This window comes from Amycolatopsis sp. NPDC052450, assembly GCF_044547565.1.
Lineage (GTDB): Bacteria > Actinomycetota > Actinomycetes > Mycobacteriales > Pseudonocardiaceae > Amycolatopsis.
The window spans coordinates 62,228-82,879 of sequence record NZ_JBIUAQ010000010.1 but is presented as its reverse complement, the minus strand read 5'-3'; the positions used below and the strand labels follow the sequence as shown (position 1 = coordinate 82,879).

At 67.8% G+C, this 20,652-nt stretch carries 21 protein-coding genes; 5 read left to right on the top strand and 16 right to left on the bottom strand.

The window, feature by feature from the left end; translation table 11 throughout:
* Positions 1-364: 364 nt before the first annotated feature.
* Positions 365-877, bottom strand: coding sequence for a hypothetical protein (locus tag ACIHAO_RS18825; RefSeq protein WP_396559413.1), 513 nt, complete (start codon positions 875-877; stop codon positions 365-367).
* Between the two features lie 183 nt (positions 878-1,060).
* Positions 1,061-1,339, bottom strand: a complete 279-nt coding sequence (locus tag ACIHAO_RS18820; protein WP_125793322.1) for a DUF3892 domain-containing protein — start codon at positions 1,337-1,339, stop codon at positions 1,061-1,063.
* Between the two features lie 221 nt (positions 1,340-1,560).
* Between ACIHAO_RS18820 and ACIHAO_RS18815 the strand changes: the two genes are divergently transcribed.
* Entirely contained in the window at positions 1,561-2,136 is a 576-nt protein-coding gene (locus ACIHAO_RS18815) for a hypothetical protein (protein ID WP_396559411.1), read from the top strand.
* Positions 2,137-2,223: 87 nt separating this feature from the next.
* Here ACIHAO_RS18815 and shbA read toward each other — a convergent pair whose 3' ends face one another.
* On the bottom strand, positions 2,224-3,393 hold the full coding sequence (shbA, locus tag ACIHAO_RS18810) for an RNA polymerase sigma factor ShbA (protein WP_396559409.1): 1,170 nt from the start codon (positions 3,391-3,393) through the stop codon (positions 2,224-2,226).
* Between the two features lie 191 nt (positions 3,394-3,584).
* Here shbA and ACIHAO_RS18805 point away from each other — a divergent pair, with 191 nt between their 5' ends.
* Positions 3,585-3,836: a WhiB family transcriptional regulator gene (locus ACIHAO_RS18805; RefSeq protein WP_125793324.1), complete on the top strand. Its 252-nt coding sequence runs from the start codon at positions 3,585-3,587 to the stop codon at positions 3,834-3,836.
* A gap of 95 nt (positions 3,837-3,931) precedes the next feature.
* Here the strand turns inward: ACIHAO_RS18805 and ACIHAO_RS18800 are convergent, their stop codons facing one another.
* Positions 3,932-5,494 (bottom strand): MDR family MFS transporter, encoded by a 1,563-nt coding sequence (locus ACIHAO_RS18800; RefSeq protein ID WP_396559407.1) that lies wholly within the window; start codon positions 5,492-5,494, stop codon positions 3,932-3,934.
* A 37-nt stretch (positions 5,495-5,531) separates the two neighbouring features.
* The gene (locus tag ACIHAO_RS18795; RefSeq protein WP_396559405.1) at positions 5,532-6,158 is read right to left on the bottom strand and encodes a TetR/AcrR family transcriptional regulator; all 627 of its coding nucleotides are present in this window, start codon (positions 6,156-6,158) and stop codon (positions 5,532-5,534) included.
* Positions 6,159-6,258: 100 nt separating this feature from the next.
* Here ACIHAO_RS18795 and ACIHAO_RS18790 point away from each other — a divergent pair, with 100 nt between their 5' ends.
* Positions 6,259-7,002 (top strand): SDR family NAD(P)-dependent oxidoreductase, encoded by a 744-nt coding sequence (locus ACIHAO_RS18790; RefSeq protein ID WP_396559403.1) that lies wholly within the window; start codon positions 6,259-6,261, stop codon positions 7,000-7,002.
* A 175-nt stretch (positions 7,003-7,177) separates the two neighbouring features.
* Positions 7,178-8,374 carry an LCP family protein gene (locus tag ACIHAO_RS18785; RefSeq protein WP_396559401.1) on the top strand — a complete coding sequence of 399 codons (1,197 nt, stop codon included), beginning with the start codon at positions 7,178-7,180 and terminating at the stop codon, positions 8,372-8,374.
* A gap of 624 nt (positions 8,375-8,998) precedes the next feature.
* Here the strand turns inward: ACIHAO_RS18785 and ACIHAO_RS18780 are convergent.
* Positions 8,999-10,252: a DUF222 domain-containing protein gene (locus tag ACIHAO_RS18780; protein ID WP_396559738.1), complete on the bottom strand. Its 1,254-nt coding sequence runs from the start codon at positions 10,250-10,252 to the stop codon at positions 8,999-9,001.
* Between the two features lie 361 nt (positions 10,253-10,613).
* On the opposite strand from ACIHAO_RS18780, the gene ACIHAO_RS18775 reads away from it, so the two are divergent.
* Positions 10,614-11,915, top strand: coding sequence for a neutral zinc metallopeptidase (locus ACIHAO_RS18775; RefSeq protein WP_396559399.1), 1,302 nt, complete (start codon positions 10,614-10,616; stop codon positions 11,913-11,915).
* A gap of 69 nt (positions 11,916-11,984) precedes the next feature.
* Here ACIHAO_RS18775 and ACIHAO_RS18770 read toward each other — a convergent pair whose 3' ends face one another.
* The 10 genes from ACIHAO_RS18770 to ACIHAO_RS18725 all read right to left on the bottom strand — a co-directional run bounded on the left by ACIHAO_RS18770 (position 11,985) and on the right by ACIHAO_RS18725 (position 20,598).
* Positions 11,985-13,154, bottom strand: a complete 1,170-nt coding sequence (locus ACIHAO_RS18770; protein WP_396559397.1) for an acyl-CoA dehydrogenase family protein — start codon at positions 13,152-13,154, stop codon at positions 11,985-11,987.
* 1 nt (position 13,155) lies between these two features.
* A complete protein-coding gene (locus ACIHAO_RS18765; protein WP_396559395.1) occupies positions 13,156-14,094 on the bottom strand; it encodes a 3-hydroxyacyl-CoA dehydrogenase NAD-binding domain-containing protein in 939 nt (312 codons plus the stop codon).
* Positions 14,091-14,837 carry an acetoacetate decarboxylase gene (locus tag ACIHAO_RS18760; protein WP_396559393.1) on the bottom strand — a complete coding sequence of 249 codons (747 nt, stop codon included), beginning with the start codon at positions 14,835-14,837 and terminating at the stop codon, positions 14,091-14,093. The genes ACIHAO_RS18765 and ACIHAO_RS18760 overlap by 4 nt, the downstream gene beginning before the upstream one ends.
* A 1-nt stretch (position 14,838) precedes the next feature.
* Complete coding sequence (locus ACIHAO_RS18755) at positions 14,839-15,606, bottom strand: crotonase/enoyl-CoA hydratase family protein (protein WP_396559391.1); 768 nt, start codon at positions 15,604-15,606, stop codon at positions 14,839-14,841.
* 9 nt (positions 15,607-15,615) lie between these two features.
* The gene (locus ACIHAO_RS18750) at positions 15,616-16,773 is read right to left on the bottom strand and encodes a CaiB/BaiF CoA transferase family protein (protein WP_396559389.1); all 1,158 of its coding nucleotides are present in this window, start codon (positions 16,771-16,773) and stop codon (positions 15,616-15,618) included.
* 328 nt (positions 16,774-17,101) lie between these two features.
* Positions 17,102-18,010 carry a LysR family transcriptional regulator gene (locus ACIHAO_RS18745; protein WP_396559387.1) on the bottom strand — a complete coding sequence of 303 codons (909 nt, stop codon included), beginning with the start codon at positions 18,008-18,010 and terminating at the stop codon, positions 17,102-17,104.
* Between the two features lie 4 nt (positions 18,011-18,014).
* A complete protein-coding gene (locus ACIHAO_RS18740; RefSeq protein WP_396559385.1) occupies positions 18,015-19,370 on the bottom strand; it encodes a histidine kinase dimerization/phospho-acceptor domain-containing protein in 1,356 nt (451 codons plus the stop codon).
* Positions 19,367-20,056: a response regulator gene (locus ACIHAO_RS18735; RefSeq protein ID WP_396559383.1), complete on the bottom strand. Its 690-nt coding sequence runs from the start codon at positions 20,054-20,056 to the stop codon at positions 19,367-19,369. Before ACIHAO_RS18735 ends, ACIHAO_RS18740 begins: the two co-directional genes overlap by 4 nt.
* A 12-nt stretch (positions 20,057-20,068) precedes the next feature.
* Positions 20,069-20,233: a hypothetical protein gene (locus ACIHAO_RS18730; protein ID WP_396559381.1), complete on the bottom strand. Its 165-nt coding sequence runs from the start codon at positions 20,231-20,233 to the stop codon at positions 20,069-20,071.
* On the bottom strand, positions 20,230-20,598 hold the full coding sequence (locus tag ACIHAO_RS18725; RefSeq protein WP_125793336.1) for a hypothetical protein: 369 nt from the start codon (positions 20,596-20,598) through the stop codon (positions 20,230-20,232). Before ACIHAO_RS18725 ends, ACIHAO_RS18730 begins: the two co-directional genes overlap by 4 nt.
* Positions 20,599-20,652 lie beyond the last annotated feature (54 nt).

Sequence of the window (20,652 nt, the reverse complement as noted above, 5' to 3'; positions counted from 1 at the left end):
GCATTGAAAGGCTCCTTGTTCGGATTCGGTGTTCGGTTGTGCTCTCGCGAGGAGCGATCGCAGATTTCCACCACGTTGGCATCTGGTCAAAAACCGATTTCCGAGCCGATGGCGAGCCGTCAATCTTCCCACGATAAACATGTAGGTCTTTCGTGTTTTGCGCTGGGGGTCGGATCTTCGTGCGTTGACACTGTCGGTAGCGGGCTCGGAGTGAGGCGATGTGGACGGCTCGCGTCCGCTACGGCAAGTGGGCGGGAGCATGACACGAATCGGTGATCCACTTGCCACGAAAGGTGAGTTGGCAAGAAGTACCCATATGGGTGACAAGACGCCGAGTTGGCGTGGACCGCCGTCGGCTCCCGGCTCAGGTCCGGTAGGGACCGTGATCCCCGATATCCGGGCTCACGTGGGGATGATGCCCCTCTTGTCCGGGCACCGGCGTGACGGTCGGCTGCCAGACCGCGTCCGTCGGCGTCTGCCTGGTCCCGCGTTCGGGCTCGGGCCTGTTCGGAGACAGGGAACGTTCGGCCCCGTGCTCCTGGAAATGAGCCTCGACGACGTCGTCCTGCCGCTGGCGGGCGAGCACCGAGAGGGTGAGCACGTGCGCCACGGCCATCAGCAGCAGGAAGACGCCCAACCTGCCCACCAGCGCGGCCATCGACCCCGACCAGCCGGGTCCCACGACCGAGAGCAGGGCCAGCACGCCGATGGCCACCAGGTGGAAGACGGTGACCACCATCCACGCCGCCGATCCGGTTCCTTCGCCGCCCTCTCGTGGCCGCAGATAGCGGCGAGCGCCCCGATAGAGGATCTGGCCGTCCGCGACGACGAAGATCAGGCCGATGATCAGGAACCCCGGAAGCTCGTTGTCGGGCATCTTCTCCTCCTTCGTTCGCCCTCGGATACCCGTGGACCGGAGCTGTGCTGAACCTCAGGGCCGGGTCATACCGGATCGAGTGAACGAGGCCGGTCAGAAGAGTCGCGCTCCCTGGCGGTCGACCGGACCAGCAGGACCCGGCGCACTCCCGGGACAATACGGTCCTTTGTGGACGCTCCGGCCTCAGAAGCGGGGCAGCTCCAGCAGGTTGTTCTTCCAGATCCCGTCCGCCCGCGTGCGCAGGAATTTCGGGCCGAAGGTCAGCTTGAGGATCTCCACGGCGACCCGGTGGATTCCCTCGTCCACGTAGGCCTTGCCGTCGTCGTCCTCGATCCACGCCACGATCGCCGAAACGAAACTCTCGCCGGTTTCGCCGCTGCCGGGGTTGATCCAACGCAGTTTCGTGATGCTTTCGTGGAATTTCCCACCTTCGAGCCGCGCTGCGATGATCTTGATGGCCATGGTGCTACCTCTTCGGCTGGTTGCCCTCGAAGCGAACAGGGGTAATGCGGTACTCGCCTCCTGTCCGCACCTCGTTACGCCATCCGGCGGCCGTGCCTCGAACGTTACGAGTTCGAGCGCGGAGCTTCCGTTCTGAGTCAGATGACGCAGACTCCGCGTGTTCCGCCATGTCAAAGTCCTCGCGCCGGCCGGAGAACCTGCCGGAAGAGAGGGGAACGAACATGTGCGCAGCCCACAAGAAGACGGCCGGGATCCTGGGCGCGGCGGGAATCGCGCTGGCCGCGACGGTACTGGCCGGTTGCGCTCCGGACCCGGCGGCGGCACAGGTGTCGCCATCGCCGTCCGTCGCGGAGTCGGCCGGGGCGGTGGCCTGGATGAACGGATTCTGCGGCGCGGTCAAGGATTTCATCGAAGGCAACAACAAGATGACCTCGGCGACCGGCGAAACCGTCGAAGCCATCAAGAAGAGCACGAGCGACCAGCTCGGGCACTACGCGGCCATTCTGAGCAAGACCGTCGACGGCCTCGGCGCACTGCCCGCCGCGCCGGTCCCGGCCGGAGAGGCGGCGAAGAAGGACTTCCTGGGGAAGTACACCTCGGCACGCGACAAGACCGTGAAAGCGAAGGCCGATCTGGACGCGTCGGGGAAGAACGACACCGCGGCGCAAGCACGTGCGGTCGAAGGACTCATCTCCGCCCAGAAGGACACGCACGGCGCGCTCGATCCGGTCGCGGCCATCCTCGGGGCACCCGAACTGAAGACGGCCGCGGCGACCGCGGAACGCTGCCGCCCGTGAGCCGTGGGTCGTCCGTCCGATCACGTGTGCCGTCCCTCCAGACACGCGAGTCGTCCGCCCGATCACGGTTGGCTCTGTCCGGGGGTCTCACCAGTCTTCCGTGAGGATCTTGCGCAGCCGCGTCAAAGCCCGGTGCTGCGCCACCCGCACGGCGCCCGCGGTCGAGCCGACCACGCCGGCGGTCTCCTCCGCGGACAGGCCGACGACGATCCGCAACACGACGATCTCCCGCTGCTTGGCAGGCAGGATCCGGAGCAGTTCGCCCATCCGGTCGCTCAGTTCGTTGTGCAGCGCGTGTTGTTCCGGGCCGGCGGAATCGGAGACGCCGTCGGGGACTTCGGCGACGGGTTCGGTGCGGTTGCGGGCGGCGGCGCGGCGGGCGTCGGCGACCTTGTGCTGGGCGATGCCGTAGACGAAGGCGAGGAACGGCCGTCCGCGTTCGCGGTAGGTGGGCAGCGCGCGGAGGATCGCCACGCAGACTTCCTGCGCGACGTCGTCCGCGGAGGCGTACGTCCGTTCCTGTCTGCCGATCCGCGCCCGGCAGTACCGGATCACGAGCGGGCGGATGGTGGCCAGCAGGTGGTTCAGCGCCCGCCGGTCACCTCGTCCGGCGGCGGCGACGGGTTCGTCGAGGGTGTACCAGCGTGACGCCGTCACCTGTTCCGGTTCCGCCTTGCCCGGCTCCACCAGTGCGAGTTCCCTGATCATCGCGCGGTTCTTGATCCGGGACAGGGTGTCGTCGGCGTCGAGCCCCATCCGCAGCGCGTCGATGAAGGCGGCGTTCGCGCTGTCCAGGTGGTCGACGAACCCGGGGTCGTGTTCCGCCAGCCGACCGCGCGCGTGACGCAGTGTCGCGCTGACGGCCTCCTCCGCGATTCCGAGCACTCCGGCGATCTCCCGCGACGTGTAGCCGTCCAGTGACCAGGCCATGCCGAGCTGCTGGCGTTTCGGCAGCCGCCCCAGCATGGTCAGGATGGACGACGCCTCATCGGCGAGAACGGTGAGCTTGTCCTCCCGGCCGGCGTCGGCGAAGGCCCAGTCGGCCCGGACCGCGGTCTGCTCCTTCGCGCGCCGCTGCCCGACGCGGCGGACCCACGATTCCGGCTGGGTGATGCTCTGCCAGTCCTCGTAGGCGTTGAGCATCGCTTCGGCCGCCGCGTCCCGGGCCGGGTCCAGCGCGTGGCCCGTTTTGCAGAGAAAGCCGGTGAGCAGCGGAAATTCGGCGTGGAAGAACTCGTCGAACCCGTCGTGGCCCATCACCCGCACTCACCGCTCTCAGCCGCCTGACGCGAATGCCCTCACAGGACAGGTGCAGTGAGCGGGCCGCTGAGTGTAACGATTCGGTCAAGGTGAGGTTTGCGCGGTGCACCCGGCCGGATACCCGGCATCGGAGGGAGAAGTCGTTTGACGAGGAAGGGAAAATCGGGAAAAGAGGAGGTGATAGGAAAATGGAAACGAGAATGGCGGGCGACCTCGGTGAGGCCGCTTGCCGCGGTGAGGATCCCGAACTGTTCTTCCCGGTCACCGAAACCGGCCCCGGCGCACGGCAAGCGGCGAGGGCGAAGGCCGTTTGCGCACGGTGCCCGGTCATTTCGGCCTGTCTGGCCTACGCCGTCGACAACGGGTTGACCGACGGCGTTTTCGGCGGGCTGACCGGCAGCGAACGGCGCCGCCTAATTCGCGTCGGCAGTGCCGCCTGAAACCACTTGATCGCGCTACCGAATTTCCACCGTGGTTTTCGCGCGCGAAAAAAGAGGGGCCCGGTTCGGCGAACCGGGCCCCTCTCTCGTGGTGGTCAGGCGACGGTCTCCTCGGCCAGCCGCTCGTTGCCCGACTGGGTCTTGAGCGGCTTGTGCTTGAGGAAGGCGACGGCGACGACGACCAGCAGCGCGATCGGCGCGCTGATCAGGAACAACTCGCTGGTCGCGTCCCCGTAGGCCTCGCGGACGACGTTCGCGACCGGCTCGGGCAGCGTGGCGATGTTCGGCACCGCGCCACCCTCGCCGCCACCGGGCAGCGGCCCGAGCTTCTCGCTCATCAGCGCGACGACCCGGTTCGCGAGCACCGCGCCCAGCGCGCTCACCCCGATGGAGCCGCCGAGGCTGCGGAAGAACGACAGCGTGGAGGTCGCCGTGCCGAGGTCGTGCGCGTCGACGTCGTTCTGCGCCACCAGGACCAGGTTCTGCATCAGCATGCCGACGCCGACCCCGAGCACCACCATGAACGCGCTGAGCACGACGAGGTTCGTGTGGGCGTCGAGCGTCCCCAGCAGGGCGAGGCCCACGGTCATCAGCACCGAGCCGAGCAGCAGATGGCTCTTCCACTTGCCCGTCCGGCTGATGAGCTGGCCCGAAACCGTCGAGGAGACGAGGAGGCCGAAGATCATCGGCAGGCTCAGCAGTCCGGCCACCGTCGGCGACTTGCCGAGCGACAGCTGGAAGTACTGCGACAGGAAAACCGTCCCGCCGAACATCGCGACACCGACGAGGAAGCTCGCGAGGGTGGTCAGGGTGATCGTGTGGTTGCGGAACAGGCTCAGCGGCAGGATCGGCTCCGCCACCTTCGACTCGACGTAGACGGCGAGGGCGAGGATGACCACACCGGCGGTCACCAGGCCGGCCGTCCACCACGAGCCCCACGCGAACTGGTGCCCGGCCAGCGAAGACCACACCAGCAGCGTCGAGACACCGGCCATGATCAGGAACGCGCCGAGGTAGTCGACCTTCACGTCACGTTTGATCGTCGGCAGGTTCAAAGTGCGCTGCAGGAGCAGGATCGCCGCGATCGCGAACGGGACCCCGAGGAAGAAGCACCAGCGCCAGCCGAGCCACGACGTGTCCACCATGAGGCCGCCGATCAGCGGGCCCGCGATGGTCCCGACGGCGAACACGGCACCGAAGATCCCCGAGTACTTCCCGAGTTCACGCGGCGAAACGATGGCCGCCATGATCACCTGCGCGAGCGCGGTGAGCCCGCCGGCGCCGATGCCCTGCGCGACCCGGCTGCCGATCAGGAGCTCGATGTTGCCCGCGAAACCGGCGACCAGCGAACCGACCACGAACAGCCCGAGCGAGAGCTGGATCAGCAGTTTCTTGTTGTACAGATCGGAAAGCTTGCCCCAGAGGGGAACCGTCGCGGTCATCGCGAGCAGTTCGGTGGTGACCACCCAGGTGTAGGACGACTGCGAGCCGCCGAGTTCGGAAACGATCCGCGGCAACGCGTTCGCGACCACCGTCGAGGCGAGGATGGCGACGAACATGCCCATCATCAGCCCCGACATGGCTTCGCGGACCTGTTTGCGGCCCATCGATCCCGGTGGCGCGTCCGGTTCTCGCGGTTCGGTCATGGATACGGACATGGTTGTCCCCCTTCGTGTTCCTGTGGAGCCGGACGCGTCAGCGCGCGCGGCCGCCGGGCTCCGGGAGCCCGGCGAGAAGTGTTTCGACGGCTTCGTCCAGCAGATCGAGCGCGGACACCTTGCCGTCGCGCTGGTACCAGAGGATCAGCGTCGCGTTGACCGCGGCGCCGAGCGTGGTCAGCAGCAAAGTCGGGTAGAGGTCGGCCTCGGGATCGGTGCCGGTGCGGCGCGCGATCGCTTCAATCGTCGGCGCGATCGTCTGGTGGTTCATCGCCACCACGCGTGAATGCAGCGAAGGATTCTCGTGGATCGCCCGCATCCGGCCGAGCCACTCTTCGCGGTTCTCCTCCACGAGGGTGAAGTCCTCTTTGATCGCGTCGATGAAGGCCCGTGGAGTGCGGACTTCCTTCGGCGCGGCGAGGAATCGCTCGATGGTGCGTTGTGACCGTTCGACGTGATCGGCGTAGGCGATCACCACCGCGTCCTCTTTGGACGCGAAGTAGTTGAAGAACGTACGCGGCGAGACCCCCGCCGCCGCGCTGATGTCCTCGACCGTCACCTGGTCCAGACCGCGTTCGGCGACGAGCCGGACGGCGGTGGTCGCCAGCGCGCGGTGGGTTTCCAGCCGCTTGCGCTCGCGGAGACCTTTGACGGGTTCGGGCATGGGCACCACGATACGCCCAAAGATGCAGAGACTGCAAAATTGCAGTTTGTGAACCGTGCCACTGCCGGGCGACGACGAGCCGCCTGGCAGACTGCGTCCCGTGAGCGGAACGGTGCTGGTACTGGGCGGACGCAGCGAGATCGGCCTCGCGGTCGCGGAGCGGCTCGCCAAGGGCGGGGCGCGCCGGATCGTGCTGGCCGCGCGACGGAGCGGGGACCTCGGCGCGGAGTCCGAGCGGCTGCTGGCCGCCGGAGCGGAGACCGTCGACGTCGCCGAATTCGACGCCGACGACCTCGACGGCCACGGCCCGTTCCTCAAGAAGGTCGTCGCCGAGCACGGACCGCTCGATGTCGTCGTCACCGCTTTCGGGATCCTCGGCGACCAGGCGCTCGCCGAAGCCGACGCCGGCCACGCCGTCGCGATCGTGCACACCGACTATGTGGCGCACGTGAGTGTGCTGACGCATGTGGCCAATGTGCTTCGTGAGCAAGGAAGCGGAAGCCTCGTGGTGTTCTCGTCGGTCGCCGGGGTGCGGGTCCGGCGGGCGAACTACGTCTACGGATCGGCGAAAGCGGGCCTCGACGGTTTCGCGAGCGGGCTGGCCGACGCCCTGCACGGCACCGGCGTGCACCTTCTCCTCGTGCGGCCCGGGTTCGTCATCGGCCGGATGACTGAGGGAATGGCGCCCGCGCCGTTCTCGAGCACCCCCGATCAGGTCGCCGACGCGACGGTCGCCGCGCTCCGGAAGCGCCGGGACACGGTATGGGTGCCGGGACTGCTGAGGCTGGTGTTCGCGGTGATGCGCGTGGTGCCGCGCGCGATCTGGCGCCGGATGCCCCGCTAGGGAAGCGCTGCGCGGTCGGTCCGGCACTCCGTGTCGCGACCGGTTGTCTGCTTGATCACTTCGGCTGGTCCGAACGGGCTTTAAGACCCGCTTATGACACGTTTCTCAGGTATTTCCCAGCTAACGCGGTGATCCTCGATCTCGGGGGATCATTCACGGAAGCGGGGAGAAGGTCGTGCTGCTCACGTCGCGTGGACGGCGGATCGGCGGCCGCGTCGCACTGGGCCTGGTGTCGACGGCCGTACTGGGGGTCACGGGTTTCGCGTGGACGCAGTTGAGCCGTTTGGACGACGCGATCGTCACGGCCGACGTGATCGCCCCCTCCGCGCAGATGCCCGACGGCCCGGCGGGCGAGCCGCTGAAGGTGGCGCAGAACATCCTGCTCGTCGGAATCGACTCGCGGACCGACTCCAACGGGAATCCGCTGCCGCAGAACGTCCTCGACGCGTTGCACGCCGGAAGCGACGACGACGGCGGCGACACCACCGACACGATGATCGTGGTCCACATCCCGGCGGGCGGAGCGGGCGCGACAGCCATTTCCATCCCGCGTGATTCCTATGTGGACATCGCGGGCGGATTCGGCAAACACAAGATCAACTCGGCGTACAGCCGCGGCAAGAACGCCGCGATGAACACGCTGCGCGCTCAGGGTTTGAGCGGTCCGCAGCTCGAGGTCAAGGCCAACGAAGCGGGCGCCAAACTCACGATCCAGACCATCGAGCAGTTCACCGGCCTTTCGATCAACCACTACGCGGCGGTCAACCTGGCCGGGTTCTCCGCGCTGAGCGAAGCCGTCGGCGGTGTCGAGGTCTGTCTCAACGCACCGGTGCAGGACAAGTTCTCCGGGGCTTCGTTCCCCGCGGGCAAACAGTTGCTTTCCGGCCCGCAGGCGCTCGCTTTCGTCCGGCAACGGCACGGGCTGCCCAGCGACCTGGACCGCATCGCGCGGCAGCAGGCGTTCCTTTCGAGTATGGCCAAGACCGTCCTCGACGCCGGGACGTTCACCGATCCCACCAGGCTGAGCGCACTGGTCGGCGCGATCCAGGGCTCGGTCGTGCTCGACCGCGGCTGGGATGTGATCGGCTTCGCGCAACAGTTGCGGGGGATGAGCTCGGGGGCGCTGAAGTTCCAGACCATCCCGGTCCAGAGCCTTTCCCTGCCGACGCCGTCCGACGGCGACGCGGTCAAGGTCGACCCGGCCGAGGTGAAGGCGTTCGTGAAATCCACGCTGACGTCGACAAGTGCCGCCGCGGTGGGCGAGCCGACCGGTGGGATCGGGATCAAGCCGGTGGCGGCCACGTCTTCGGTCGCCGCACCGCCTTCGTCGAAGTCTTCCGCGCCGCCCGAGATGGCGGGCTGTGTGAACTGAGCGGGGATAGATCGCATCGGTGCGGTCTCGTTCATGGTGCGGTAGCACGTCGTCCCGATGGTCGGGGACGCCGTCGAGTACTTGTGTGCGGCAGCTGCCGCACACCCCGTCGGTGCAGGACGCGTACCGCGAGGTTGACCTCGTGGATGGCGGCCAGCAGGGCGCCGTCCACGGGCGCCCGCACGGTCTGCCCGCAGCGTCGCAGGTCCGCGTTGAGCGGCCGGCTTTCCCTGCCCTGGGTGTGGCGGCGAATCTTTCTACCCGCGTGGAGATCGGCCGGCTCGGGATCGGGAACATGGATGGTGAAGGGTTCGATGTCGGGCACAGGGCCGAAACTACGGGCGGGTCACGCGGTTTCCCATGCGTGGAATGGGGGTCTGGCGGTCAGGGGTTGCGTAGTTCCCGCGTCGACGGCGTGATCCCAGGCCCGGTTTCGAGGATTCCGCCGCACCGCACCGGGACACCGGCGGCCGGGTTGACGTTGTCCGGTGTGGAGGCGAGTTTCCTTGGCTCAGCCGAGGGAAGTCCTTCAAGCGCCGTGCACTACGCATCTGAACCAGTGCTGCCAGCCTGTAGGCATGCCGAAGGGCCCGTCGCCGGTGTGGCTGGCGGGCTCCTCGGGGTTTAGACGTGGTGCAGGGTGTTGCGGCGGGGTTTTCGGAGCGGGTCCCGGTATTGGGGTGGGATGAACTCCGGTAACCCCTCGGCGGCCATGCGGACTTCCCAATCACCGTGGTGGATCAGTCGATGATGGAAACCGCACAGCAGCACGAGATTCCGGAGATTCGTAGGGCCTCCGTCTGCCCAGTGATGAATATGGTGAGCGTGACAGTTCTTCGGCCTGCGGTGACACCCGGGGAACGCGCAACCGCCATCCCGGATGTTCAACGCTCGTCGCTGGCCGGGGGTGACGAACCGTCGCAGCCGCCCCACATCGAGGGGCTCACCAGCCGCGCTCATCACGACCGGCAGCATGAGGCAGTCGCAGGCGGCGAGCCGGGCTTCGCGGGCGGTCATGGTTCCGACATAGTCGAGGCAGGCGGTCCCGAGGCCGGACTTCAACTCGTCGAGTCCGATGGTGACGTGCAGCAGAGTGCGATACCCGCTGGTACCGGGCTGGTCCGGGCAGGCGACGGCGAGGTCCAGGATGTCGACCCACGCGTCACCCATGCGTTCGCATTTCATCCGCAGATCGGCCTGGCCGAATTCGTCCACCGGCCGCGGCGCCGCATACGCCTCCAGAGCCGCCGCGGTACGGGCCCCGGTTTCGTCATCGAGCAGGCCGGTGAGTTTCCAGAAGCCGTCCTTGCGGCGCTCCAGGGTGATTTCCCGGCGCGGCTGAGCGGGTTCGGGATCTTTCGGTTCATTCCCGTCGGGATCCAGCAACGCGAGCAGGTTCGCCTCAGCTTCCGCGAGCTGCCGGGGACCAGCACTCGGGGCGAGGTTGGCCAAGATCTTCTCTGCACCGGCCCGATCCTCAACCGAGGAATCGGCCGGGAGCCTCTTCAAGAACTTCAAGATCTGATCGATCCGCTCATCCCCGACCAGACCCTCGGCAGCCACCGCAGCGGTAGCGGGCGCGACCGCGGGAACCTCGGTGCCATCCAAAGCGCACGTCGGGTTCAACGCGAGGGCCCGGTTCACCACCGCGCAAGCCTCACCGACTGATAGTCCCGCTATATCGGCGAACCAGTTGGCCGTACGGCCATAGCCATACAGGTCTTTGACGCCACGAGACTCGATCTCCGCCAGATACCGCCCCAGTCCGGCGGTGGCCATCCTGATTACCTGCAAGGACTGCTGCACGCCATGGGCAAGCTCCAACTTGCCGGCGCGCCACAGTTCCTGCGGCAACTCGGGAAGGAAAGTCTCGGACACCCCACAATAATACCGCAAAACAATCGAACAGGCGTTCGTAATTTTAAGCAACAATGAGCCAGTGCATTTACCACTGACGGGTGATTTTGGGTGCATACCTGCATCTGGTCAGGTGCTCTCTCGGTCTACGAACGCAGACCGAAGAAGCAAGTAGTCACCTACTTGCGAAGGCCCCCGACCGGCTACCCGCGAACCCACCCCAAGATTCTTTTGAACCGCACCGAATCGCCGTCCGTGTAGACGACATCGGAAACCACGGGAGACGGGGGATCGTGCGATGAAGTGCCGGCCTGCCTGGACGATTCTGTTGAGCCTCTGCCTCACCGCTTGCACCGCGACCGTGGGCGGAGTCGCGCAACCGGTGGATCCCACCCTGATCGGCGGTCTCGTGATCACCGACGGCCCCAGTGGCCTCAAGCCTGGCGTGCTCGACGCGGGTCTCCCGGTCGACGGTGGTGACGGCGGGGAGATCGACAGGCTCGCGGCCAACGCGGTCGCCGACGTCCAGCGGTACTGGCGGGAGCATCTGCCCGCGGTGTTCAAGCGCGACTTCCGGCCGCTGGCCACCCTCCTCTCCTACGATTCGGCCGGTCGCGGCACGGAGATCTGCGGCGCCTCGACGGCCGGGTTGGTGAACGCCTTCTACTGTGCCGGGCAGGACGTCGTCGCGTGGGATCGCGGCGAACTACTGCCGATGCTCAACGACTCCATCGGGCAGGCGGCGGTCATGGCCGTGCTCGCCCACGAGATCGGTCACGCCGTCCAGTTCCGGTTGGGGCTGCCTGGCGCGACACCGTCGATCGTCAAGGAGCAGCAGGCCGACTGCTACACCGGGTCGTACCTCCGCTGGGTCGCCGAAGGCAAATCGCCGATGTTCCAGGTCTCCACCGGCCGCGGGCTCAACGAGGTGCTCACGGCGCTGTTCCAGATCCGTGACTCCGCCGGCGTGGCTTTCGACGACGACAGCGCGCACGGCAACGCGTTCGATCGGGTGTCCGCGTTCCAGTTCGGCTTCACCGACGGGCCCGCCCGATGCGCCAGGATCGACGAGCGGGAAGTCGAAGGCCGTAGTACGCAAGGCGCGGCCGACGAGCGGGCCGCGGCGGAGAACGTCCGCCTCGACGACCGTCAGGCCTTGGCCGACCTCACCACCAGTTTGCGGCAGGCTTTCCGCCTCGCGGCCGCCCCGCCGACGCTCACCACCGGAGCGGCCTGCGGCGTGACGGCGGAGGACGCGCTCGCGTCGTACTGCTCGGAGTCCAACCAGATCAACCTCGACCTCGATGGCCTCGTCCGGATCGGCACCCCGCCGCGCAGGGGGCGGCAGGGCGGCATCGGTGACTTCGCCGCGTTCGCGGAGGTCGCGTCGCGCTACACGCTCGCGGTCCAGCAGGAGGGCGGCTTCCGGCTCGACGGTCCGGTGGCCGCGCAGCGGACGGCCTGTCTCACCGGTTTCTGGGCGTCGACGATCGTGGACGGCGGGGCGCTCACGTTGTCACCGGGCGACCTCGACGAGGCGATCGCCGAGATGCTGACACGGAACAGCCTGATCGCGGCGGACGTCCGGGGCCGGACGCTTCCGGCGGGCTTCGCCAGGGTCTCCGCCTTCCGTGACGGCTTTTCGTCCGGAAGCCAAAGCGCCTGCGGTGACAAATACCGCTAGCAAGTCCGTGAAGGCCTCCTTGAGGGACTCTGGGTCCCTCAAGGAGGCCTTCACGGACAGGCGGTCAAATCACACGAAAGCGCTCTGGCCGGTGATGGCCTTTCCGACGATCAGCGTGTTCATCTCCCGGGTGCCTTCGAACGAGTAGATCGCCTCGGCGTCGGTGAAGAACCGCATGATGTCGTTGTCCAGCACGATCCCGTTGCCGCCGAAGATCTCGCGGCCCCAGGCGACGACCTCCCGCATCCGCGAGGTCACGAAGGCCTTCGCCAGCGAGGAGTGCTCGTCCTTGAAGATCCCGGCGTCCTGCAGGCGGGCGAGCTGCACCAGCATGCCCCACGAAGCGGTGATGTTGCCGAGGCTCTTCACGAGCAGGTCCTGCACCAGCTGGAACCGCGCGATCGGACGGCCGAACTGCCGGCGCTCCTTGGCGTAGTCCAGCGCGAGTTCGTAGGCGCCGATCATGACGCCCAGCGCCTGCCAGGCAACGCCGCCGCGGGTCGCGCGCAGGATCTCGGCGACGTCGCGGAACGAGTCGATGCCGTGGAGCCGGTTCGCTTCCGGCACCCGGACGTCGGTCAGGGTGATCTCCGCGTTCTCCACGATCCGGAAGGCGAACTTGTTCTCGATCTTGACCGGGACGAATCCGGGGGAGTCCTTCTCGACGACGAAACCCTTGACGTGGTTGTCTTCCTCGTCGCGGGCCCACACGATGACCAGGTCGGCGAAGGTCGCGTTGCCGATCCACTTCTTGGCACCGTTGAGGATCCAGGTGTCGCCCTCACGCCGCGCCGTCGTCCGCATGCCGCCCGCGACGTCGGATCCGCCGAGCGGCTCGGTCATCGCGAAGGCGCCGATCTTGTCCATCGCCGCCATCGACGGGAGCCAGCGGTCACGCTGTTCCTGGTCGCCGCCCGAGTAGATGCTGTACATCGCGAGTCCGTTGTGGACGCCGAAGAAGGTGGCCACCGACGGGTCCGTGCGGGTCATCTCCATCGCCATCATGCCGCTGAGCAGGTGGCTGGTGGCCGGGAGGTGTTCGCCGTAGCCCTCGTAGGGCAGCCCGGCGACGCCGAGTTCGCGGAACTTGCCGACGAGCTCGTGCGGGAACTCGCCCTTGGCCCAGTACTCGTTCACCAGCGGCTTGACCTCGGCGCGCATGAAGTCCCGTGTCTTGAGCAGCAGCTTGCGCTCTTCCTCCGGCAGCAGGTCCTCGTAGTCGTAGAAGTCGGCGGTCATCTCAGTTCTCCTCCTTGCGGGTACTGACGGCACTGTCCAAAGCGGACAGCACCGCGAGCTGCTTGCGGTCGCGCGCCTCGGCCAGTTCCGAGTACGTGGAGGAGCCGTAAGCGGATTCCACGGCTTCGATGAGCCGTTCCTGTTCTTCGGGGTTCTGCGAGGGCTGACCGAGGCCCGCCCACATCTTCTTCATCGACTTGCCGATGTGCTCGGCCATGTGCCGGTAGCCGCCGGGGCCGCCGCCCAGATGCGAGCCGAGGAACGGCCCGACGGTGGACCAGCGGATGCCGAGCGAGTTCGTCATCACCGCGTCCAGTTCGGACGGTGACACGACGCCCTGTTCCACCAGGTAGATCGCCTCGCGGCTCAGCGCGTTCTGCAGCCGGTTGCCGACGAAGCCGGGGATCTCCTTGCGTTCCACCACCGGGGTGCGGCCGGCGAACCGGTAGAACTCGACGGCGCGGTCCACCGACTCGGCGCTGGTGCGCTCACCGGGTACGACCTCGACCAGCGGGATCAGGTGCGGCGGGTTGAAAGGGTGTCCGATGAGGACTCGCGACGCGTCGTCCAGCTCCGAAGCGAAAGCCGTCGAGGGGATCGCGGAAGACGAGCTGAGAAGCAGCGCGTGAGACGGTGCTTCGCGGACCAAGGTCGCGAACAGTTCCTTCTTGAACTCGACGTTCTCGGGTCCGTTCTCCTGCACGACATCCGCGTTCCGGACGGCTTCGGAGACGTCAGCGGCGAGGTGGACGCGAGGGGCGAGGTCCGCGGCGTCCCGGCCGAGATGCGGGGCGAACGTCTCCAGTGCGTCGGCGACGGCGTCGGCGAGGTCCGGCCGCGGGTCCGAGACCAGGACCTCCATGTCGTGCGCGGCGAACAACGCCGTCCACGACAGGCCGATGGTGCCCGCGCCGATCACCGCGGCGGTGCGAAAAGTCATGACCGTGCTCCCTTCAAGTAGTCGAAGACCGGCTTGACCGGGGCGAGTGTCAGGTCGGTGAGGATGTGGCTCGCCGAAACGACCTCCAGCACCGGGAGATCGGCGAGCGGGGCCAGCACGTGCTGGAACAGTTGCAACCGCGCCGGCCCGGTCCACGCTTCCTTGACCACCACGTCGGTGATCTCGGTGCGGACCAGTTCGAAGACCCGCGGCGAACCGTCGTAGTCCGGGATGGTCTTGAGCATGAACGTCGGAACGGTGATCTGCGCTTCGGCCTCGCGGACGTCCAGCCGATGGTGCTTGTAGCCCATGGTCGCGGTCGCGACCCGCTGGCTGCCGTAGTCGAGCGTTCCGACGAGCGCGCCGTTCTCGGCGAACAGCTTCGGCGATCCGATGGTCTTCGGGTAGGCGCTGATCTCCCGGCCGGACGCGGTGGCCGGGAAGTTGTCGAGGTACATCGCGTGCAGGTACTCGCCACGCTCACCCTCGAAGCTCACCGGGATCGCCTGTCCGGACTCGGTGTAGGGCCCGTAGCCGCTGACATCACCCATCTTCATCACCTCGAACCGCACCAGCGGCTCGTCGATCTTCAGCGGCTCCGGCACGACGGCGCGCAGGGCGTCGGCGTCGGTGCGGTAGACGATGTTCAGGTACTCGCGATTCGTGAACCGGGGGACCACCGGCGCGTACGCCGGGTTCGTGAGCGGCGTGGTCACATGCCGGAGGACTTCTTGCTGCTTCATCTCACTCACCTGTCCACTGTGGAGCGCGGCGTTCGGCGAAGGCCCGCATGCCCTCGCGCACGTCGGCCGACTTCATCAGCGCCGGGAGCTCCGCACGCTGGGTGGCAAACGCTTGCGCGTCGGGGACTCCGTCGGCGGCGCGGACGATCTTCTTGACCAGGGCCAGCGCCAGGGGAGCGTTGGCGGCGACCTGTTCGGCCAGTTGCAGGGCGACCGCGGCGGCCTCGCCGCTCGGGACGACCCGGTTCACCAGGCCGAGGCTTCCGGCGCGTTCGGCACCGATCGGCTCGCCGGTGAGCAGGAACTCCATCGCCAGGTGGTGCGGGATCCGCTTCGGCAACCGGATCACGCCACCTCCGGCGGCGAGCAGTCCGCGTTTCACCTCGGGCAGCCCGAACTTGGCGTCTTCGGCGGCGACGATCAGGTCGCAGCCCAGTGCCAGTTCGAACCCGCCGCCCATCGCCCAGCCTTCGACGGCCGCGATCAGCGGTTTCGACAGTTCGGCCTCGGTCAGCCCGCCGAACCCGCGGCCGGGGATCTCGGGCGACTCGCCTTTCAGCGCCGCCTTGAGGTCCATGCCGGCGCTGAACGAGCCGTCCGCGCCGGTCAGGACTCCGGCCCGCAGGCCGGGATCGGTTTCCAGGAGGTCGAGTGCTTCGGCAAGACCGGCGGCGACGGCGGCGTTCACCGCGTTGCGGGCTTGCGGCCGGTCGATCGTGATCAGCAGCGTGGCGCCGACCCGCTCGGTCCGTACTTCGTTGGTGCTCATGGTTCTTCCTCAGCGAATGGTGGCGAGTTCACGCAGGACGTCTTCGGTGTCCTGACCCGGCAGGGGAGCCAGGCGCCGCACGGAACCCGGCGTGGCGGAGAACTTCACCGGGATGCCGATGGTGCGGATCGCGCCCTCGCTCGGGTGCTCGACGACGTCGAGCAGGTGACCGTCGCGGACGTAGTCGTCGTCCTGCGCGGTGTCCAATTCCAGGACCGGGGCCATCGGGATGCTGTGCTTCGCGCAGACCTCGGTCCACTCTTCGGTGGTCAGCGCCGGGGCGCAGTCCGCGATCATCCCGGCCAGCGCTTCGTGGTCGGCGCCGTCGATGGCGTCCCCGTTGACCCGGGGATCCTCGGCCAGTTCCGGCCGCCCGGCGGCGTGGAAGAAGTCGCGGAAGTTCCGCGGGTTGTAGGGGATCACGCAGGCCATCCCGTCCTTGGTGTGCACGGCCTGGTGACCGGGGTTCAGCGACGGGCCGAAGCCGGTCGGGCTCTCCGCGGGCTCGAAAACGTGCCCGGCCAGGTGCTCGACCAGGTTGAACGCGATCAGCGTGTCGGTCATCGGGATCTCGACGCGCTGGCCCTCACCGGTCCGGTCGCGGTGCACCAGCGCGGCGAGCACGGTGTACGCGATGGTCAGGGAGGACACCTTGTCGCCGATGATCGTCGGCAGGTACACCGGCCTCCCCAGGGCGCGGTTCGCGACGTCGACCAGGCCGGACGACGCCTGCACGGTCTCGTCGTAGGCGGCGTGGCCCGCGCGGTCCGAGTCGCTGCGGAAACCTTGCGCGTGGGCGTAGACCAGGCGTGGGTTGCGCGCGGCGACATCGGCGTAGTTCATGCCGAGCCTGCTCAGCGCGCCCGGGCGCATGTTGGTGATCAGTACGTCGGCGGTGTCGATCAGCTTGAGCGCCTGCTCGCGCTGCTCCTCGTCCTTCAGGTTGAGGGCGACGCTGCGCTTGTTGCGATTCACGTTCAGGTTGAGCGGCGTCATCCCCGGTGTCGTGCGGAACTTGCCGACCCGGACGGTGTCGGCCGGGGACTCGATCTTGATCACGTCGGCACCGAGGTCGCCGAGGATCTGCGCGGCGTACGGGCCCATGACCACCGTCGAGAGGTCGATCACGCGAACACCGTCCAGCGGTCCGGTAGCGGTTTGTGTCATTTTGCTTCCCTTCGCCGTTGTTCGCTCTACAACCGAAGTTAGGCGCGAATAGCGGGAAAGGGAATGATCAAGAAACGAAGAATGGTATGACCACGGTGGTCATACCATTCTTGAGGCGAATTTGTCGGGGTTGTGGCGTCGTGCTTTATGTCAGGTTGAGGTACATGAAGGACCCCTTCCTGTACCTAGGCGCAAGGAAGGGGTCCTTCATGTACTGGGGTGACGCGGGGCCGTGAGTGGCAATGGTCGTTCTAACGGCACTTGCCACTCACGACCCCCGTCGAGAACCGCACATCTAGTCATCAATCAGACATTGCCGGGGATGGCGTCAGGTCGAAAGCGGTTCGGCGAAGATCTCGCGGGCCGCTTCGACCAGTCCGGCGAGGTCGCCCTCCGCAGCGCGGTCGCGGCGCCACACCAGCGCGGTCTCCAGCTGGGGACGGAAATCCGAGAACGGGAGGATGGTGGCGCCGTCGACGAGGAACAGATGCATCGGGCTGGCCGGGTCGAGCATCGTGATCGAGAACGAGGAACCGTTCGCCACCAATTCGGAAATGCCCGAATATTCGGTTCCGCCGACTTTGAGCCTTTTCTTGATGCCCGCCTTCGACAACGTATGGTCCATGTCGTCCGAATAGGCAGGAATGCTTTCCGAGGCGGACGGGATGTAGGACAGATCACTCAATTCGGCGATGGTGACGGTCTCCCGCCCGGCGAACCGGCCGGCCGGGACGACGGCGCCTAGCCGCTCCACCTGCACCGGGACGATCTCCAGCGCGGGATCGGTGACCGGCATCCGGACCAGCGACAACGCCAGTTTGCCCTCGTGCACCGCGGCGACCAGATCGGGTGTCGTCCCCGGCCAGCGTTTGAGTTCGAAACGGTCGTGGCTGCGCTCTTCGAGCTGTTTGACGCGTTCGCGCAAAGCCGGGTGCACACCGGCGGGCATGCCGATGAACACGGTGCTCCGCCGCGGTTTCACCGCTTCCTGAAGCCGCCAGGGGATCGCGTTGACCTGTTCGAGGACGTCCCGCGCGATGGGCAGCAGCGCGGAGCCCGCCGCGGTGAGCGTGACGTGATGAGTGCTGCGGTCGAACAACCGGTGGCCGAGTTCGTGTTCGAGATCCTTGATGCGCTGGCTCAGCGGGGAGGCGGCCATATGCAGTTTGCGGGCCGCCTGGGAGAAGTTCAGTTCCTCGGCGACGGCCACGAAGTACCGCAGGTGCAACATCTCCACTCGTTCACCCTAGCCGCAGGGCCACGGTGAACGCGGCTCCGCCTTCCGGCGCCGGACCCGCCGTCAGCGTTCCGCCCATCCGGGTGACCAGGCCGTACGCCAGCGCGAGCCCGATCCCCGAACCGACCGGACGGCTGTCGCGGTACCGCCGGTTCAGCACGCCGCGGTCGAACGCGACCGGATAGTCCTCCGGCGCGAGCCCGGGGCCGCCGTCGCGCACCGCCAGCCAGGCCTGCCCGTCGGCGGTCACCAGGGAGAACACGATCGGCGCGCCCGCCGGGGTCACGCGCAGCGCGTTCTCGGCCAGCCCGTCGACGACCTGGCGAAGCCGTCGCGGATCGGCGATGACCGGGACCTCACCGGCGGGCCGTTCGACCAGCAGCGTGACGTCCTGCCGTTCGCACCGCAGCCGCCAGACGTCGGCGCATTCGCCGACCAGCGCGGCGAGATCGAGCCTGGCCGGGTCGAGGCGGAACTCGTCGGCGCCGAGCCTCGCCAGCTCCAGAAGGTCGCTGACCAGGCGTTCCAGCCGCACGGCCTCGCGATGGATGGTCTGCCCGGCGCGGCGGGCATCCTCGCCTTCGGCCACGCCGTCGCCGATCGCCTCGGCGAATCCGGTGACCGCGGTCAGCGGCGTCCGCAGTTCGTGCGAAACCGAAAGCAGGAACTCGCGTTGCCGCGCCTCGCTGTACTGCAGGGCGTCGGCCAGTTCGTTGACCGACTTCGCCACGTCCGCGACCTCGGACGGGCCTTCGACCGGAACACGCAGGTCACGGCGTCCGGACCGCATCCCGTTCGCCACCGACGCGGCCCGGCGCAGCGGCCGCGACAGCATCCGGCTCAGCACCAGCCCCGCGACCGCGGCGACCGCCAGCCCGGCGCCGAGCGCGAGCACGATGTTGCGCACCAGCAGCCGTCCGCGCGCTTCGCCGATCTTCGTCGACTGGACGAGCGCGAACGCGGCGCCCTTCGCGCCCACGGTGCGGACTTCGACGAGGTACTGCCGTCCTTCGACGAACACCGTGTCCGAGCCGGCGCGCGTCAATCCCGCTTTCGAAGCGGCGATCGCCGCGACCGTCCCGGCACCGTCGAGCGTTCCGTTCGGACGGCGGACGACGACGTCGATCCCTTGGCCGCGAACGACTTCCGCGACCTTGCCGACGGCGAGCCGATTGCCGATCCCGGTCTCGTCGAGCTGGCTCGCGACCACATCGGCCTGCGCCGAGAGCGACTGCCGGAGCACCTCGACCCCGGCGGTGCGGACGAGCCGCGCCGCGACCAGGCCGGCCACCACCACCGCGACCGCGGCGATCGCCAGGCACACCACGGTGATCCGCAGCGCGAGCGACGTCCGTTTCATCCGGCGTCCGCCGCGTAACCGATGCCGCGGACCGTCCTGATCGGACTGCAGGCACCCAGTTTCCCGCGCAGCTGGGCGATGTGGACGTCGACGGTCCGGGTGCCCGCCGACGCCGCGTAACCCCAGACCGAGCTGAGCAGTTGCTCGCGGCTGAACACCTGGCCGGGCCGTCGCACCAGATGGGTGAGCAGTTCGAATTCGGTCGACGTCAGCGCGATCTCGGTGTCGGCCGCCCAGACGCGGCGCTGGGTGACGTCGACGCGGACGCCGCCCGCCGTGTAGGTCTCGGCGGGCGACGGCACTCCGGCGGCGCGGCGCAGGACGGTCCGGACCCTGGCCGAGAGTTCACGCGGGCTGAACGGTTTCGTCAGGTAGTCGTCCGCGCCGATCTCCAGGCCCAGCAAGCGATCCAGTTCTTCGTCGCGGGCCGTCACGAACAGCACCGGTGTCCAGTCGCCGCCGGTGCGCAGGGTCCGGCAGATCTCGATACCGTCCATTCCGGACAGTCCGATGTCGAGGACGATCGCGACCGGCCGCAGCCGCCGGATGGTGGCGAGCGCGGCGCCGCCGTCCGCCTCCACGTGCACGCCGAACCCGTCCCGCCGCAGGTACAGCGAAGCGAGTTCGGCGATCGCGGGGTCGTCCTCCACGACCAGTACCAGCCCGCGTCCCGGTGGTGTCGTCACCGGCCGATCCTGTCACGGGGCAGGGTCGCCTGCCATGTCCTGCTCGATCGCGTCGAGGGTCCGCTGGACGTCGCTCAGCTCACCCGGCGCCGGGCTCGAAGCCGGCTTTTCCTCGGTGCAGGCGGCCGCGCCGAACAGCGCGAACGCGGTGAGGGATGCGGCCAGGAGCCGTTTCACTTGCCGGCCTTGCAGTGCGCGCCCGTGAACGCGTCCAGCTTCTGCTTCGCCGCGGCGAGTTCGGGAAGCCGTCCGCCGCGGGTGTCGGCCCGTTTCTGGAGCCTGTCGGCGGTGTCGTTGTGGCCCTTCTTGCGCTGGTTCTCGGCCCTGGCCTTGAGATTCGCCACGGACCCGCGGATCTCGGGGCCGCCGTTGATGCGTTCGGTGAGCTTCGCGGTGCGCTGGGTGAGCTTGGGCAGCCATTCGGCGCACAGTTGCTGCGACTCCTCGGGGCTCAGGGTGATCGGGGCCTGTGCCGAGGCGGCGGGGGCGAGGGCGACGAGGCCGGCCGCGGTCAGGCAGACGGCGATGGTGTGTTTCAGCATGCGAAGAGCGTCGCGCGGCCGGATACGAGAATTGTGGGGACGATGTTCGGGTTT

Excerpts from the sequence above, each read along its gene's own strand:
- shbA (WP_396559409.1), bottom strand. The coding sequence starts at position 3,393 with ATGGGCCACGACGGGTTCGACGAGTTCTTCCACGCCGAATTTCCGCTG.
- ACIHAO_RS18815 (WP_396559411.1), top strand. The coding sequence starts at position 1,561 with ATGTGCGCAGCCCACAAGAAGACGGCCGGGATCCTGGGCGCGGCGGGA.
- ACIHAO_RS18770 (WP_396559397.1), bottom strand. The coding sequence starts at position 13,154 with ATGACCGCCGACTTCTACGACTACGAGGACCTGCTGCCGGAGGAAGAG.
- ACIHAO_RS18820 (WP_125793322.1), bottom strand. The coding sequence starts at position 1,339 with ATGGCCATCAAGATCATCGCAGCGCGGCTCGAAGGTGGGAAATTCCAC.
- ACIHAO_RS18805 (WP_125793324.1), top strand. The coding sequence starts at position 3,585 with ATGGAAACGAGAATGGCGGGCGACCTCGGTGAGGCCGCTTGCCGCGGT.
- ACIHAO_RS18740 (WP_396559385.1), bottom strand. The coding sequence starts at position 19,370 with ATGAAACGGACGTCGCTCGCGCTGCGGATCACCGTGGTGTGCCTGGCG.
- ACIHAO_RS18750 (WP_396559389.1), bottom strand. The coding sequence starts at position 16,773 with ATGACACAAACCGCTACCGGACCGCTGGACGGTGTTCGCGTGATCGAC.
- ACIHAO_RS18825 (WP_396559413.1), bottom strand. The coding sequence starts at position 877 with ATGCCCGACAACGAGCTTCCGGGGTTCCTGATCATCGGCCTGATCTTC.
- ACIHAO_RS18795 (WP_396559405.1), bottom strand. The coding sequence starts at position 6,158 with ATGCCCGAACCCGTCAAAGGTCTCCGCGAGCGCAAGCGGCTGGAAACC.
- ACIHAO_RS18760 (WP_396559393.1), bottom strand. The coding sequence starts at position 14,837 with ATGAAGCAGCAAGAAGTCCTCCGGCATGTGACCACGCCGCTCACGAAC.
- ACIHAO_RS18800 (WP_396559407.1), bottom strand. The coding sequence starts at position 5,494 with ATGTCCGTATCCATGACCGAACCGCGAGAACCGGACGCGCCACCGGGA.
- ACIHAO_RS18765 (WP_396559395.1), bottom strand. The coding sequence starts at position 14,094 with ATGACTTTTCGCACCGCCGCGGTGATCGGCGCGGGCACCATCGGCCTG.
- ACIHAO_RS18725 (WP_125793336.1), bottom strand. The coding sequence starts at position 20,598 with ATGCTGAAACACACCATCGCCGTCTGCCTGACCGCGGCCGGCCTCGTC.
- ACIHAO_RS18755 (WP_396559391.1), bottom strand. The coding sequence starts at position 15,606 with ATGAGCACCAACGAAGTACGGACCGAGCGGGTCGGCGCCACGCTGCTG.